Below are 14,779 nucleotides of genomic sequence, written 5' to 3'. Positions count from 1 at the left end.
TGCTGGCGCTACCTCGTCGCCGTGAAGTCCGGTGCGGTGCGAGCCGTTTCCGGGCCCGTTCCTGTATTACCCGAGCCGCCGACAAACGCCGCCCGCGCTGCGCGCCTTCATCGATTTCGTCGCGGACTGGCGCAAGCGCGAAGGGCGCGGGAAGTAAATCTCAAAGCATGCTCGGCAGCACGCGATCCGGCGGCTTGTGGGCGTCGAGGAAGGTGCGGATGTTGATGATCACCTTCTCGCCCATCTCGACGCGGCCTTCGATGGTGGCCGAGCCCATATGCGGCAGCAGCGTCACCTTGCCGGCCTTGGCGAGCCGCACCAGCTTTGGATTGACCGCAGGCTCATGCTCGTAGACGTCGAGGCCGGCGCCGCCGATCTCGCCGCCTTCGATCAGCTTGATCAGCGTGTCCTCGTCGGTGACCTCGCCGCGCGCGGTGTTGACGATGTAGGCGTCCTTGCGGATCAGCTTCAGCCGGCGCGCCGAGAGCAGGTGATAGGTCGCCGGCGTATGCGGGCAGTTCACTGAGATGATGTCCATCCGCGCCAGCATCTGGTCGAGGCTTTCCCAATAGGTCGCGCCCAGCTCCTCGGCGATCTTCGGCGCGACGGGACGGCGGTTGTGATAGTGGATCTGAAGGCCGAAGGCGCGGGCGCGGCGCGCCACCGCCTGGCCGATGCGGCCCATGCCGATGATGCCGAGACGTTTTCCCCCGATGCGGTGGCCAAGCATCCAGGTCGGCGACCAGCCCGGCCAGGGCTTTCCTTCCGTCAGGATCGAGGCGCCTTCGATCATCCGGCGCGGCACGGCCAGGATCAGCGCCATCGTCATGTCGGCGGTGTCCTCGGTCAGAACCTTCGGCGTATTGGTGACGGTGATACCGCGGGCATGGGCGGCCTCGACGTCGATATTGTCGACGCCGTTGCCGAAATTGGCGATCAGGCGGAGCTTGCAGTCCGGCTGGTTGACGATGTCGGCGGTGATGTGGTCGGTGACGGTTGGAACCAGCACGTCGGCGGTGCGCGCGGCTTCCGCGAGCTGCTCGGCCGACATCGGCGTGTCGTCGAGATTGATCCGCGCGTCGAACAGCTCGCGCATCCGCGTCTCGATCGAGTCCGGCAGCTTGCGCGTCACCACGACGAGGGGCTTTTTCTTCACCGACATGTCCTGCCCTCATGAGGCGCTGGCTGCCGCCTCTGTCACCAAAGGCCGGCCGTTCAGGCCTCATTAACCCGGTTGTTCGACACTGCCCTTGCCGTGTCGTCCCCGGCGTTTCCTTCAAGCTCTCCCGACATTTCCGGCCGGAAAATCGGGGCAAACTGGTTGTTCAAGTGCCCGTCCTCTCTAGCAGAAGGCCGGGCCAAGACAAGAACCACGGGTCAGCTTCGGGAACACCCGCGTGGGGCGGGCGGGGTGCACGGCAGAGATTGCAATTTGGCGTGAGGATCCGGCCGGGCCGGGTCTTCGACAGGAGACGGGTTGATGGCGTTGGGGCGTTTTTGTTCGGTGATGGCCCTCGTTTGCACCTGGTTGGGCGCCTCGGTCGGTCCCTCGCATTCGGCCAAGGACAACACGCCCCAGACCGCCAGCGGGCTGCCCGTGCCGCGCTATGTCAGCCTGAAGTCCGACCACGTCAACGTCCGCGCCGGTCCGACCAAGGACAATGACGTCGCCTGGGTCTATACCCGCGCCGGCCTGCCGGTCGAAATCACCGCCGAGTTCGAGAACTGGCGCCGGGTGCGTGATTCCGAGGGCGCCGAGGGCTGGGTCTATCATTCGCTGCTGTCGGGCCGCCGCACCGCGGTCGTCACCATGAAGCACAAGGACGACCTGGCGCCGATCTACGATCGCGCCGATCCCGACAGTGCGGTTGCAGCAAGGCTCCAGGCCGGCGTCGTCACGCAGGTCAAGAAGTGTGTAGCAAGCTGGTGCCGCGTCACCGGCAACGGTTTTGACGGCTGGATCCAGCAGGAACGCCTCTGGGGCGTCTATTCGGACGAGCAAGTGAATTGACCCGAAGGCGGTTTGGTAAGGCCGCTGCCTCCACCGTCATGCCGGGGCATAGCCGTCCGAAGGACGGCGTCGCTTCCGCTCGCCTATGTCCCGGGCATCCACGCGCTTCCGCGCTCGCCCTAAGAACGTGGATGGCCGGGACAAGCCCGGCCATGACGATCTCAATCCGATCTTAGGACGATCTCAGCGCTTCTTGCGCAGCCGCACGACCATGTCGATGCGGGCGATCTCGTAACCCTCCGGCACCTCCGGCATCTTGGACAGCGCCAGATGCGGATCCTCGATGTCGACCAGCTCATGGCTGTTCTCGAGGTAATAATGGTGGTGGGTCGTGACGTTGGTGTCGAAATAGGTCTTGGTGCCGTCGACGCTGACCTGGCGGAGCAGGCCGGCATCGGTCAGCTGGTTCAGCGTGTTGTAGACGGTCGCCAGCGACACCGGAACCTTGGCGAGGGTCGCTTCCTCGTAGAGCATTTCAGCCGTAAGGTGGCGCGCGCCCTTGCCGAACAGCAGCCAGCCGAGCGCCATGCGCTGACGCGTCGGGCGAAGGCCGGCCGACTGAAGCATTTCGTTAACGTCGTGCCACGGACAGCCGGTCAGCGCCGGCTGGCGGCCGGACAGAAGGGCCGCCGTGTGGGCATCGTCGTCTTGATGATGCGGTGTATTCTCGCTCATTTCCAGATTTCGGCACGCATTGACACTATCTATCTGCAATATATGGACAGATAGATGCAGATGCAAGTTTCTCGCAACTAGAGAGCTTCTAATTAACCTTGGAACTGGGCGAGGACACCCGTCATTTTACCTTCATGACAGCGCTTTGCCACCGAAATGGCCTGTGTTAGAGAGCGCGCGGTTCCGCTAGCCAATTTTGGCGCGGTCAGGCGTGGAAGCCCGGCCCGCAGTCCATTCTGGGCGGCCTTGCGGGAACGGCGCCCGACGGTGGCAATTGGCGTTGCTCTCCGATCGCGACGGGGCCCATTTTCGCCAAAAAACGCCGCTCAATCGGGATTAGAACAGAGGCTCGTGCATGCTGAACAAGCGCAACGGTTACGAATACGAAGATCTGCTGGCATGTGCCCGCGGCGAGATGTTCGGTCCGGGCAATGCCCAGCTGCCGTTGCCGCCGATGCTGATGTTCGACCGCATCACGGAAATTAGTGAAACCGGCGGCGAGTACGGCAAGGGCCTGGTCCGCGCCGAGCTCGACGTGAAGCCCGATCTCTGGTTCTTCGGCTGCCACTTCAAGAACGATTCGGTGATGCCGGGCTGCCTCGGCCTCGATGCGCTGTGGCAAATGGTCGGCTTCTATCTGGGTTGGGTCGGCGGCGAAGGTCGCGGCCGTGCGCTTGGCCTCAGCGAATTGAAGTTCGGCGGCCAAGTGCTGCCCGAGGCCCGCAAGGTTGTGTACAACGTCGATATCAAACGCGTGATGCGTTCAAAGCTGGTGCTCGGTATCGCCGACGGGTGGCTTTCGGTCGATGACCAGATTATTTATCGCGCCAAGGAACTGAAGGTCGGCCTGTTCAAGCAGGGCACGAGCCTGGGCTGAGCGCATTAGCAAGAAGACAACGATTAAGGCGAGGCTGTCATGAGGCGGGTTGTGGTCACCGGGATGGGCATCGTCTCGTCCATCGGAAACAACACCCAGGAAGTGCTTGCGAGCCTTCACGAGGCGAGGTCGGGCATTTCGCGGGCTGAGAAATATGCCGAACTCGGCTTCAGGTCGCAGGTCGCGGGTGCGCCGACCCTCGATCCTTCGACGGTGGTCGACCGGCGTGCGATGCGTTTCCTCGGCCAGGGCGCGGCGTGGAATCACGTCGCGATGGAGCAGGCGATCCAGGACTCCGGCCTGTCGCCTGAGGAAGTCTCCAACATCCGCACCGGCATCATCATGGGCTCCGGCGGCCCCTCGGCGCGTACCATCGTCGAATCCGCCGACATCACCCGCACCAAGGGCCCGAAGCGCGTCGGTCCGTTCGCAGTGCCGAAGGCGATGTCGTCCACGGCGTCGGCAACGCTTGCGACCTGGTTCAAGATCAAGGGCGTGAACTATTCGATCTCCTCGGCCTGCGCGACGTCGAACCACTGCGTCGGCAACGCCTATGAGACGATCCAGATCGGCAAGCAGGACGTCATCTTCGCCGGCGGCTGCGAGGAGCTCGACTGGTCGCTGTCGGTGCTGTTCGACGCCATGGGCGCGATGTCCTCGAAATACAACGACACGCCCGCCACCGCCTCGCGCCCCTACGACCTCAACCGCGACGGTTTTGTCATTGCCGGCGGCGCGGGAGTCCTCGTCCTGGAAGAGCTCGAGCATGCCAAGGCGCGCGGCGCGCGCATTTACGGCGAGATCGTCGGCTATGGCGCAACGTCTGACGGCTACGACATGGTCGCGCCCTCAGGCGAAGGCGCCGAGCGCTGCATGCGCATGGCGATGTCGACGGTGAAGACCAAGGTCGACTACATCAATCCGCACGCGACCTCGACGCCAGCAGGCGACCCGCCGGAAATCGATGCGCTCCGCCGCGTGTTCGGCGCCGGTGAGAGGTGCCCGCCGATCTCGGCGACCAAGGCGCTGACCGGCCACTCGCTCGGCGCGACCGGCGTGCAGGAAGCGATCTACTCGCTGCTGATGATGAACAACGGCTTCATCTGCGAGAGTGCGCACATCCAGGAGCTCGATCCGGTGTTTGCCGACATGCCGATCGTGCGCAAGCGCATCGACAATGCCAAGATCGGCACCGTGCTGTCGAACTCGTTCGGTTTCGGCGGCACCAACGCCACGCTGGTGTTCAGCCGGCTGGATGTGTGATCCCAGCACGCCGTCATGCCCCGCGAAGGCGGGGCATCCAGTACGCCGTGGCATCTCGGCCTATAACTGCTGTCTCTACAATACTGGATCGCCCGCCTGCGCGGGCGATGACATCGGAATGATAGGAGCCGCTCGGCAATGGAAGGTTTGATGAAAGGCAAGCGCGGTCTGATCATGGGCATCGCCAATGATCATTCGATCGCCTGGGGCATGGCGAAGACGCTGCATGCCCACGGCGCCGAGCTCGCCTTCACCTTCCAGGGCGAAGCCCTCGGCAAGCGCGTCAAGCCGCTGGCGGAGCAGCTTGGTGTCGACCTGGTGCTGCCCTGCGATGTCGAGGACATCGCCAGCGTCGATGCGACCTTCGCGGCACTCCGCGAAAAGTGGGGCAAGCTCGACTTCGTGATCCATGCGATCGGCTTTGCCGACAAGAACGAGCTGAAGGGCCGCTACGCCGACACCAGCCGCGAGAACTTTTCGCGCACCATGGTGATCTCCTGCTTCTCGTTCACGGAGGTGGCCAAGCGCGCGGCCGAGCTCATGTCCGAGGGCGGCAGCATGATCACGCTGACCTTCGGTGCCTCGGAGCGTGCGATGCCGAATTACAACGTCATGGGCGTGGCCAAGGCGGCGCTGGAAGCCTCGGTGCGTTACCTCGCCTCCGATTTCGGACCGCGCGGCATCCGCGTCAACGCGATCTCCGCCGGCCCCATCCGCACGCTCGCCGGCTCCGGCATTGGCGAGGCGCGCGCGATGTTTGCCTTCATGCAGAAGCATTCGCCGCTCCGCCGCGGCGTCACGCTCGACGAGCTCGGCGGTTCGGCGCTGTATCTGCTGTCGGATCTGTCGGGCGGCGTGACCGGCGAAATTCACTATGTCGATTCCGGCTACAACATCGTGTTGATGCCGAGGCCGGACGATCTGAAGGCGGAATAGACACGATTCCGTAGGGTGGGCAAAGGAGCGCAAGCGACGTGCCCACCATCTCTCAATAATTGCAGATGGTGGGCACGCTCCGCTTTGCCCACCCTACGAGATCCGCTTCAACCCGCCGCGATCTTCTCCGCGCGCTGGAATGCCGGCCGCGCCATGCAGCGGGCCAAATAGGCATCGAACGCCGGCCGCGACGGCACCATCTTGAACAGGCGCACCGCAAAATTCAGGCCCGAGCCCACCGTGACGTCGGCGGCGGAAAAATCCTCGCCGAGAATCCACGGGCCCTTGTCGAGCGCGACCTCCAGCACGTCGAACACCTGCGTCGCGCTGCCCCACGCCGCGGTCGAGGTCGGGATCTCGATCTTGGTGAAGATCTGGATGATGGCGGGCTCGATGCAGCCCGGCGAGAAGAACAGCCATTGCAGATAGCGCGCGCGGCGCGGATCGGTCACAGCGGGCGCGAGCTTGGTCTCGGGATAGCGGTCGGCGACGTAGGCGCAGATCGCCGCGGCTTCGCCGAGCGCGGCATCGCCGTCGGTCAGCGCCGGCACCTTGCCCATCGGATTGATCTTCAGATAGTCCGGCGCCTTCTGCGCGCCGGTCGAGATGTCGGTCAGCACGCGCTCATAGGGAAGGCTGCTCTCTTCCATCAGCCAAAGCGTCGTGAACGAGCGCGAGCGTGGCGACCAATAGAGCTTGATCATGGCGGGATTCCCTTCTTCCACCGATAGTATTTCATCATGAACCCGTTCGACGGTTCGACCTCTTCCTTCTCGAACACAAAACCTTCGCGCTCATACCAGCGCCAGGCCTTTTCGTTCTCACGAACGCAACGCAGGTACATTTCGTCTGGCATTTGCGTGCGCGTAAAGGCGAGCAGCTTCCGCCCGAGTGACTGTCCCTGATATGCAGGTCCGACGAACAGCATGTCGAGATAGAGCTTTGGCAGATGCAGCGCCAGCATCGCGGCGATGGTGCCGTTGTCGTCGGCGACGTACAGGCTCCAGCCGTTCTCGATCTCGCGCCGGATCCGGGCGCGCAGGTTCGCCAGCAGGAAGTCGCTGGCTTCGGCGAGACCGGTCGAGACCCAGCTCTCCATCCAGACGCGGCCGATCTCGTCATATTCGTCGGTGCGGGCGGGGCGGATGATCGGATCAGGCATCGGTACTCTCGGTTCGATCGGCCCGCCATGCACGGGAGGTCACTTGAATGATCCCGACTGTCTCGAAAAATTCCGGCTTCAGGCCCGTTGGCTGCGCACGGCTTGCTTCGGACGCGCCTTGCCGGCCGACAGGCACACCACCTCGGAGATTTGCAGGAGCTGGCGCGCGAGCGGGCTGGTCTTGCGCCAGACCATGCCGATGGTGCGCGAGGGCTGCGGGTCGCGAAAGCGCGCCAGCGAGACCGAGGCCGATCGTGTCTCCACCGGCACCGCCATCTCCGGAATGAGTGTGACGCCGATGCCGGCGCTGACCATCTGGACCAGCGTCGACAGCGAATTCGCATCCAGCATCTCGCGCGGTGGCGCCGATTGCATGTTGCAGAAGGACAGCGCCTGGTCGCGGAAGCAGTGTCCCTCCTCGAGCAGCAGCAGCCGCATCTCCCGCATCATCTCGCGTGACGGCACCGGGGTGCCTTCATCGGAGCCCGGCCGTACCAGCAAGAATTTCTCGTCGAACAAGGCGACCTCGGTCAGTGAGGGCTCCGACACCGGCAGCGCCACGATGGCGGTGTCGAGCCGGCCCTCGACCAGCTCCTGGATCAGCCGCGGCGTCATCGTCTCGCGCACGCGAATGTCGAGCTCCGGATGCAGGCGCGTGAGATTTTTCGTGATCTTGGGCAGCAGATAGGGCGCGATGGTCGGGATCATGCCGATGCGCAGGCGGCCGGCAAAACGGTCCCGCGACGCCCGGGCGAAATCGCCGAGTTCGTCGACCGAGCGCAAAATGTCGCGGACGCGCTGGGCGAGTTCCTCGCCGAACCGGGTCAGCGCCACCTGCCGGGCGCTGCGCTCCAGCAAGAGGCCGCCGAGCGCTTCCTCCAACTCCTTGATTTGCATAGATAAGGCCGGCTGCGAGATCGAGCAGGCCTCCGCCGCGCGGCCGAAATGACCGTGACGCGCCAGCGCGTCGAAATAGCGGAGCTGGCGCAGCGTCAGATTGATCATCAGAAAATCCTATCGCAGCGATCACTAAAGTCAACTTCCCCTGATAGGAGGCGACGCTTAGAGTGCTTCTACCTGGTCAAAGGCGCGAGTTCGACGCCACCAGAGGAGGTAATCATGGATGACACTTCGAAGTGCCCGTTTTCGGGCGGAAAACCCACGCGCGTGAACCGCGACTGGTGGCCGACCCAGCTCAGCATCGAGATGCTGCACAAGAATTCCGATCGGTCCGATCCGATGGGCGAGGGCTTCGACTATGCCAAGGAATTCAAGACGCTCGACCTGAATGCGGTCATCAAGGACCTGACCGCCCTGATGACGGATTCGCAGGAGTGGTGGCCCGCGGACTTCGGTCACTATGGCGGCCTCATGATCCGCATGGCTTGGCACAGCGCGGGTACCTACCGCATCACCGATGGCCGCGGCGGCGCCGGTGCCGGTCAGCAGCGCTTCGCGCCGCTGAACAGCTGGCCTGACAACGCCAACCTCGACAAGGCGCGCCGGCTGCTGTGGCCAATCAAGCAGAAATACGGCCGCAAGCTTTCCTGGGCCGATCTGATGGTGCTCGCCGGCAACGTCGCGCTGGAATCGATGGGCTTCAAGACGTTCGGTTTTGCGGGTGGCCGCGCCGACGTGTGGGAGCCGGAAGAGCTCTATTGGGGTCCGGAAGGCACCTGGCTCGGCGATGAGCGCTACAGCGGCGAACGCCAACTCGCCGAGCCGCTCGGCGCCGTGCAGATGGGCCTCATCTACGTCAACCCGGAAGGCCCGAACGGCAAGCCGGATCCGGTCGCGGCGGCCAAGGACATCCGCGAGACGTTCGCCCGCATGGCGATGAACGACGAGGAGACCGTCGCGCTGATCGCCGGTGGTCATACTTTCGGCAAGACCCATGGCGCGGGTGATCCGTCGCTGGTCGGTCCGGAGCCGGAAGCGGGCGCACTCGAGGATCAGGGCCTCGGCTGGAAGAGCAAGCACGCTTCGGGCCGCGCGGGCGATGCCATCACCAGCGGTCTCGAGGTGACGTGGACCTCGTCGCCGACGAAGTGGAGCAACAATTTCTTCTGGAATTTGTTCGGGTATGAGTGGGAACTGACCAAGAGTCCTGGTGGTGCACACCAATGGACGCCGAAGGGTGGTGCGGGCGCCAATACGGTACCGGATGCGCACGATTCGTCGAAGCGTCACGCTCCCGGAATGCTGACGACGGACCTCTCGCTGCGATTCGATCCAGTCTACGAGAAGATCTCGCGTCGCTTCTTAGAAAACCCCGATCAGTTCGCGGATGCCTTTGCCCGCGCCTGGTTCAAGCTGACCCATCGCGACATGGGTCCGATCCAGCGCTATCTCGGCCCGTTGGTGCCGAAGGAAGCGCTGATCTGGCAGGATCGGATTCCGGCAGTGGATCACGAGCTGGCCAACGAACAGGACATCGCCGCGCTGAAGACGAAGATCCTGGCTTCGGGCCTCTCGGTCTCCGAGCTGGTCTCGACCGCCTGGGCGTCGGCCTCGACGTTCCGCGGCTCGGACAAGCGCGGTGGCGCCAATGGTGCGCGCATCCGCCTTGCCCCGCAGAAGGATTGGGAGGTGAACCAGCCGGCCCAGCTTTCCAAGGTGCTCGGCAAGCTCGAAGCGATCCAGAAGGAGTTCAGCACCGGTGCGAAGAAGGTCTCGCTTGCGGACCTGATCGTGCTCGGCGGCACCGCCGCGGTCGAGAAGGCCGCCAAGGATGCCGGCGTCGAGGTGAAGGTCGGCTTCACGCCGGGCCGCATGGACGCCTCGCAGGAGCAGACCGACGCGGAGTCCTTCGCGCCGCTCGAGCCCCGGGCCGATGGCTTCCGCAACTATGTGGGCAAGAAGCATCAGTTCCTGCAGCAGGAAGAGGCGCTCGTCGATCGCGCGCAGCTTCTGAGGCTCACCGGCCCCGAGTTGACCGTGCTGGTCGGCGGCCTGCGTGTGCTCGGTGCCAATGCGAACGGTTCGAAGCACGGCGTCCTGACCGCCAAGGCAGGTACGCTCAGCAACGACTTCTTCGTCAATCTGCTCGACATGAGCGCGCAGTGGACGCCGGCGGCTGACGGCACCTACGAGGCACGCGACCGCAAGACCAATGCGGTGAAGTGGACCGGCACCCGCGCCGATCTCATCTTCGGCGCGCACTCGCAGCTCCGCGCCTTCGCCGAGGTCTATGCGACCTCGGACTCCAAGGAGAAGTTCGTCAAGGACTTCGCCAAGGCCTGGACCAAGGTGATGAACCTCGACCGGTACGACATCGCAGCGTGAGGCGGTGCCGCTCCACCTCTCCCGCATGCGGGAGAGGTGGCACAGCTTTCCCGGATCAAACACAAACAAAAAGGGCGGCCTGTCGGCCGCCCTTCGTGTTTCTGATGCAGCGGCGAGGCTTACTCGCCGGCCGCTTCGCGCGGGGCCTTCTCGCCCTCGGCGGCCTTGTCCTTGGCCTCGAGGTCCTCGCCGGTGGTCTGGTCGACCACCTTCATCGACAGGCGGGTCTTGCCGCGATCGTCGAAGCCGAGCAGCTTGACCTTGACCTTGTCGCCTTCCTTGACGACGTCGGAGGTCTTCTGCACGCGATTGGCCGCGAGCTGGCTGATGTGGACGAGGCCGTCCTTGGAGCCGAAGAAGTTCACGAAGGCGCCGAACTCCATCACCTTGACGACGGTGCCGTCATAGATCTGGCCGACTTCCGGCTCGGACGCGATCGACTTGATCCACTTGATCGCGGCCTTCATCGCCTCGCCGTCAGAGGAGGCGACCTTCACGGTGCCGTCGTCCTCGATGTTGACCTTGGCGCCGGTCTTCTCGACGATCTCGCGGATCACCTTGCCGCCGGTGCCGATCACTTCGCGGATCTTGTCGGTCGGGATCTTGAAGGTCTCGATGCGCGGCGCGTATTCGCCGAGCTCGGCGCGCGCAGCGGTCAGCGCCTTGGCCATCTCGCCGAGGATGTGGATGCGGCCTTCCTTGGCCTGGCCAAGGGCGACGCGCATGATCTCCTCGGTGATGCCCTCGATCTTGATGTCCATCTGGAGCGAGGTGATGCCTTGCTCGGTGCCGGCGACCTTGAAGTCCATGTCGCCGAGATGGTCCTCGTCACCGAGGATGTCCGAGAGCACTGCAAAGCGCTTGTCCTCGAGGATCAGGCCCATCGCGATGCCCGCGGTCGGCCGCTTCAAGGGCACGCCGGCGTCCATCAGCGCGAGCGAGGCGCCGCAGACCGAAGCCATCGACGAGGAGCCGTTGGACTCGGTGATCTCCGACACCACGCGCGTGGTGTAGGGGAACTCGTGGTGCGGCGGCAGCACCGGGTGGATCGCGCGCCAGGCCAGCTTGCCGTGGCCGATCTCGCGGCGCTTGGCGCCGCCGAGGCGGCCGGTCTCGCCGACCGAGTAGGGCGGGAAGTTGTAATGCAGCAGGAACGTTTCCTTGTACGTCCCGGACAGCGCGTCGATGTACTGCTCGTCCTCGCCGGTGCCGAGCGTGGTCACGACCATCGCCTGGGTCTCACCGCGGGTGAACAGCGCCGAGCCGTGGGCGCGCGGCAGCACGCCGACTTCGGCGACGATGTTGCGCACGGTCTTGGCGTCGCGGCCGTCGATGCGCTTGCCGGTGTCGAGGATGTTCCAGCGGACGATCTTGGCTTCGAGCTCCTTGAACACGCCGGCGACGCGCAGCTTGTCGTATTTCGGCTCCTGCCCCTCCGGGAAGTAGTGGGCCATCACCTTTTCCTTGGCGACGCCGACCGCGGCATAGCGGTCCTGCTTCACCGGGATGGCGTAGGCGGCGCGCAGCTCCTGCTCGATCAGGCCGAGCATTTCCTTTTCGATCGCCGAATTGTCGATCACGGTGACTTCGCGCGGCTCCTTGGCGGCCTTCTCGGCGAGATCGATGATCGCGTTGATGACCGGCTGGAAGTGGCGGTGGCCGAACATCACGGCGCCGAGCATCACGTCTTCGTTGAGCTCCTTGGCTTCCGATTCCACCATCAGCACGGCGTCGGCGGTGCCGGCGACGACGAGGTCGAGCTGGGTGTCGACCATCTCGTCGAGCGTCGGGTTGAGGACGAATTCGTCATTGGCAAAACCGACGCGGGCGGCGCCGATCGGGCCCTTGAAGGGCGCGCCGGACAGCGTCAGCGCAGCGGAGGCCGCGACCATCGCGACGATATCGGGATCGTTTTCCATGTCGTGCGAGAGCACGGTGACGATCACCTGGGTCTCGTTGCGCCAGCCGTCGACGAACAGCGGGCGGATCGGACGGTCGATCAGGCGGGAGACCAGCGTCTCCTTCTCGGTCGGACGACCCTCGCGCTTGAAATAGCCGCCGGGAATGCGGCCCGCGGCGTAGGTCTTCTCCTGGTAGTCGACGGTCAGCGGCAGGAAGTCGACGCCCTCGCGCGGCGCCTTCGCCGCGACGACGGTGGCGAGCACCACGGTCTCGCCATAGGTGGCGATGACGGCGCCGTCGGCCTGGCGCGCGATCTTGCCGGTTTCGAGCTTGAGAGGGCGTCCGCCCCAGTCGATCTCGACTGAATGCTTATTGAACATAGAGGTCTTCTTTCATGGGTTCTCGAAAGAAGGGACGGCTCGAAAAACAAAAACCATGCGCAAGATTGCGGGACGCTGATCGAAGCGGGCGATCAGCGTCCTGCGATCCTGCCATGGTTTTTGGATGTCGGATGGCGTCCATCCTTTCGGGTCATACGGGCGCCTTGCCCGTTGTGCCCAGCCGCCGGATTGCTGCTGGACTGTCAGTCGGCACGAACGCGAACACCGAACCGCGGTCCTCGCCGATCGTGCCTCGGATGCTTGCCGTCACTCGAGCATGATCCGGAAAAGTGCGAAGCGGGCTTTCCGGAAAGATCATGCTCAAACAACAATCCAAAGTGCGATTCTTATCGCGCTTTGGGCCTGCATCCGACGCGCACGCAGCCTCGATCAAAAACCTTTAAATAAGTGCTTTCGTTCGAAACCACGCGAAAACGCGCGCCAATGGCGCGCGCAGGAACACTTAACGACGAATGTTGTGCTTCTCGAGCAGCGCCTTGTACCGCGCCTCGTCCTTCTTCTTGAGGTAGTCGAGGAGCGAGCGGCGGGTCGAGACCAGCTTCAAGAGACCGCGACGCGAATGGTTGTCCTTCACGTGGGTCTTGAAATGGTTGGTCAGGTTGTTGATGCGTTCCGACAGGATCGCGACCTGAACCTCGGGCGAGCCGGTGTCGCCGGCCTTGGTGGCATTCGTCTTGATGACTTCCGCTTTGCGTTCTGCGGCAATCGACATCGTCAATTTCTCTCGTTGCGACCGGGGCTGGCAGTCAGGCCGGTCAGGTTGAACACACGCTTGGGGATGATTTCGCCATTGCCGACTTCAGCAAGCGCCAAAAGACGGCCTGCCACCGTGACATAGACTGTGCCGCTACAAGTGGGCGCATCCCGTCCGCGCAACAAAACGGCTTGGCCCCGATGGAGCCTTGCCGCATCAGCCCGAGTGACGGCCAGTGCCGGGATGTCGTCCAGCGCGGTCTCAACGGGCATAAGCGCGTCGGCGAGGCTGCCCTCGCCGGACGCGGCTCTATCGCACAAAGCCTCCAACTGATCCAGCGGAATCATGTCGTTTTCGTCAAATGGGCCGACCAGGGTCCGCCGCAGCGCGCAGATATGGCCGAAAGTGCCGAGAATCCGGCCCATATCGCGGGCCAACGCCCGGACATAGGTGCCCTTGCCGCATTCGGCCTCGAACACGGCCCGGTCGTTATCTGGTTGATCTACAAGAGCTAAATGGTGAATTTCGACCGGGCGGGGCGCCAGTTCCACGACCTCGCCGTCGCGGGCGAGGTCATAGGCCCGCTCGCCCTGGACCTTGATCGCGGAATAGCGCGGCGGGATCTGCTCGATCACCCCGGTGAAGCGGGGCAGCAGCGCCAGGATGGCCTCCCGTGTCGGGCGCTGGTCGGAGGTCGCGGTGACGCGGCCCTCGATGTCGTCGGTATCGCGCTCCTCGCCCCAGCACACCGTGAACTGATAGCGCTTGCGGCCGTCCATGACGAAGGGAACGGTCTTGGTGGCCTCTCCAAGAGCAATGGGCAGGCCGCCCGAAGCGAGCGGGTCGAGCGTGCCGGCGTGTCCGGCGCGCTTGGCGTTGAACAGGCGCTTGAGCACCGCGACGGCCTGCGTCGAGGTCATGCCGATCGGCTTGTCGAGCACCACCCAGCCGTGGACGTCGCGGCGGTCGCGGCGCGGCTGGTTGCCCTTCTGCTGCCTGGCGCGCGGGTCGTTGTTGACGCGGCGCGGCTCCTGATGCGGCTGGGAATTGCCGCCGAGATCCGCAAAATTATTTTTCGTCACGTCGCGCTGATCGGCATCGTTGCCGCCGATCGTGCCGTGTACGGGGTCCATCGTCATTGCTCTTCTTCCCGATCCGAATCCAGATCCTGTTCAAGGTCCTTCTGCACCGCAGGTGTTCGCAAAAGCTTCTCGATCCGTTCCGCTTCGTCGAAGCGCTCGTCGACGCGGAAACGAATGTCAGGTGCAAATTTCAGGTTAACGCGCCGCGCGACTTCGCCGCGCAGGAATTTCTTGTTGCGCTCGAGCGCAGCGATCACGATCTCGGTGTCGCGGCCACCGAGCGGCATCACATAGACTGTCGCGAGCTTCAGGTCTGGCGACATCCGTACCTCCGGCACGGTGATGATGTGACCTTCGAGGTCCGCATCATGCACATTGCCTTGCGCCAGAATCTCGGCCATCGCATGGCGAACCTGCTCGCCGACGCGCAGCTGACGCTGCGAGCCGCCGGGCGCGGAACTCTTCTTCTGGTGGTGGCGCGGCATCGTCGA

14 protein-coding genes and 1 pseudogene are annotated in these 14,779 nt (G+C 64.1%); 6 read left to right on the top strand and 9 right to left on the bottom strand.

From position 1 onward, the window contains the following. Positions 1–37: 37 nt before the first annotated feature. Positions 38–157 (top strand): annotated as a pseudogene (locus QA642_RS00320) (LysR family transcriptional regulator); the annotation flags it as partial. A 3-nt stretch (positions 158–160) separates the two neighbouring features. On the opposite strand, the gene QA642_RS00315 reads toward QA642_RS00320, so the two are convergent. Continuing rightward, the gene (locus QA642_RS00315; protein ID WP_283082876.1) at positions 161–1,162 is read right to left on the bottom strand and encodes a D-glycerate dehydrogenase; all 1,002 of its coding nucleotides are present in this window, start codon (positions 1,160–1,162) and stop codon (positions 161–163) included. Between the two features lie 318 nt (positions 1,163–1,480). Here QA642_RS00315 and QA642_RS00310 point away from each other — a divergent pair, with 318 nt between their 5' ends. Then, a complete protein-coding gene (locus QA642_RS00310) occupies positions 1,481–2,011 on the top strand; it encodes an SH3 domain-containing protein (RefSeq protein ID WP_283082875.1) in 531 nt (176 codons plus the stop codon). A gap of 183 nt (positions 2,012–2,194) precedes the next feature. Here the strand turns inward: QA642_RS00310 and irrA are convergent, their stop codons facing one another. After that, positions 2,195–2,686, bottom strand: coding sequence for an iron response transcriptional regulator IrrA (gene irrA / locus QA642_RS00305; RefSeq protein WP_283082874.1), 492 nt, complete (start codon positions 2,684–2,686; stop codon positions 2,195–2,197). Positions 2,687–3,041: 355 nt separating this feature from the next. Between irrA and fabA the strand changes: the two genes are divergently transcribed. From fabA to fabI, 3 genes are all read left to right on the top strand, one after another. Next, on the top strand, positions 3,042–3,563 hold the full coding sequence (gene fabA, locus QA642_RS00300) for a bifunctional 3-hydroxydecanoyl-ACP dehydratase/trans-2-decenoyl-ACP isomerase (RefSeq protein ID WP_283082873.1): 522 nt from the start codon (positions 3,042–3,044) through the stop codon (positions 3,561–3,563). Between the two features lie 39 nt (positions 3,564–3,602). After that, positions 3,603–4,826, top strand: coding sequence for a beta-ketoacyl-ACP synthase I (fabB, locus tag QA642_RS00295; protein ID WP_283082872.1), 1,224 nt, complete (start codon positions 3,603–3,605; stop codon positions 4,824–4,826). A 138-nt stretch (positions 4,827–4,964) separates the two neighbouring features. Then, positions 4,965–5,762, top strand: a complete 798-nt coding sequence (gene fabI / locus QA642_RS00290; protein ID WP_283082871.1) for an enoyl-ACP reductase FabI — start codon at positions 4,965–4,967, stop codon at positions 5,760–5,762. A gap of 107 nt (positions 5,763–5,869) precedes the next feature. Here the strand turns inward: fabI and QA642_RS00285 are convergent, their stop codons facing one another. The 3 genes from QA642_RS00285 to QA642_RS00275 form a co-directional block, all read right to left on the bottom strand. Continuing rightward, a complete protein-coding gene (locus tag QA642_RS00285) occupies positions 5,870–6,466 on the bottom strand; it encodes a glutathione S-transferase family protein (protein ID WP_283082870.1) in 597 nt (198 codons plus the stop codon). Then, the gene (locus QA642_RS00280; protein ID WP_283082869.1) at positions 6,463–6,924 is read right to left on the bottom strand and encodes a GNAT family N-acetyltransferase; all 462 of its coding nucleotides are present in this window, start codon (positions 6,922–6,924) and stop codon (positions 6,463–6,465) included. Before QA642_RS00280 ends, QA642_RS00285 begins: the two co-directional genes overlap by 4 nt. A 78-nt stretch (positions 6,925–7,002) precedes the next feature. After that, positions 7,003–7,929 carry a hydrogen peroxide-inducible genes activator gene (locus QA642_RS00275; protein WP_283082868.1) on the bottom strand — a complete coding sequence of 309 codons (927 nt, stop codon included), beginning with the start codon at positions 7,927–7,929 and terminating at the stop codon, positions 7,003–7,005. 114 nt (positions 7,930–8,043) lie between these two features. Here QA642_RS00275 and katG point away from each other — a divergent pair, with 114 nt between their 5' ends. After that, positions 8,044–10,209, top strand: coding sequence for a catalase/peroxidase HPI (gene katG / locus QA642_RS00270; RefSeq protein ID WP_283082867.1), 2,166 nt, complete (start codon positions 8,044–8,046; stop codon positions 10,207–10,209). Between the two features lie 119 nt (positions 10,210–10,328). On the opposite strand, the gene pnp is transcribed toward katG, so the two are convergent. From pnp to rbfA, 4 genes are all read right to left on the bottom strand, one after another. Further along, positions 10,329–12,491 (bottom strand): polyribonucleotide nucleotidyltransferase, encoded by a 2,163-nt coding sequence (gene pnp / locus QA642_RS00265; RefSeq protein ID WP_283082866.1) that lies wholly within the window; start codon positions 12,489–12,491, stop codon positions 10,329–10,331. Positions 12,492–12,954: 463 nt separating this feature from the next. After that, positions 12,955–13,224 (bottom strand): 30S ribosomal protein S15, encoded by a 270-nt coding sequence (gene rpsO / locus QA642_RS00260; protein WP_008540131.1) that lies wholly within the window; start codon positions 13,222–13,224, stop codon positions 12,955–12,957. Positions 13,225–13,226: 2 nt separating this feature from the next. Next, positions 13,227–14,345, bottom strand: a complete 1,119-nt coding sequence (gene truB, locus QA642_RS00255) for a tRNA pseudouridine(55) synthase TruB (protein ID WP_283082865.1) — start codon at positions 14,343–14,345, stop codon at positions 13,227–13,229. After that, positions 14,342–14,773: a 30S ribosome-binding factor RbfA gene (rbfA, locus tag QA642_RS00250; RefSeq protein ID WP_283082864.1), complete on the bottom strand. Its 432-nt coding sequence runs from the start codon at positions 14,771–14,773 to the stop codon at positions 14,342–14,344. The genes truB and rbfA overlap by 4 nt, the downstream gene beginning before the upstream one ends. Between the last annotated feature and the right edge of the window lie 6 nt (positions 14,774–14,779).

It is taken from the genome of Bradyrhizobium sp. CB2312 (assembly GCF_029714425.1).
Taxonomy (GTDB): domain Bacteria; phylum Pseudomonadota; class Alphaproteobacteria; order Rhizobiales; family Xanthobacteraceae; genus Bradyrhizobium.
Note: the sequence above shows the minus strand (reverse complement) of the source record. Positions and strands in the feature narration are given on the sequence as shown.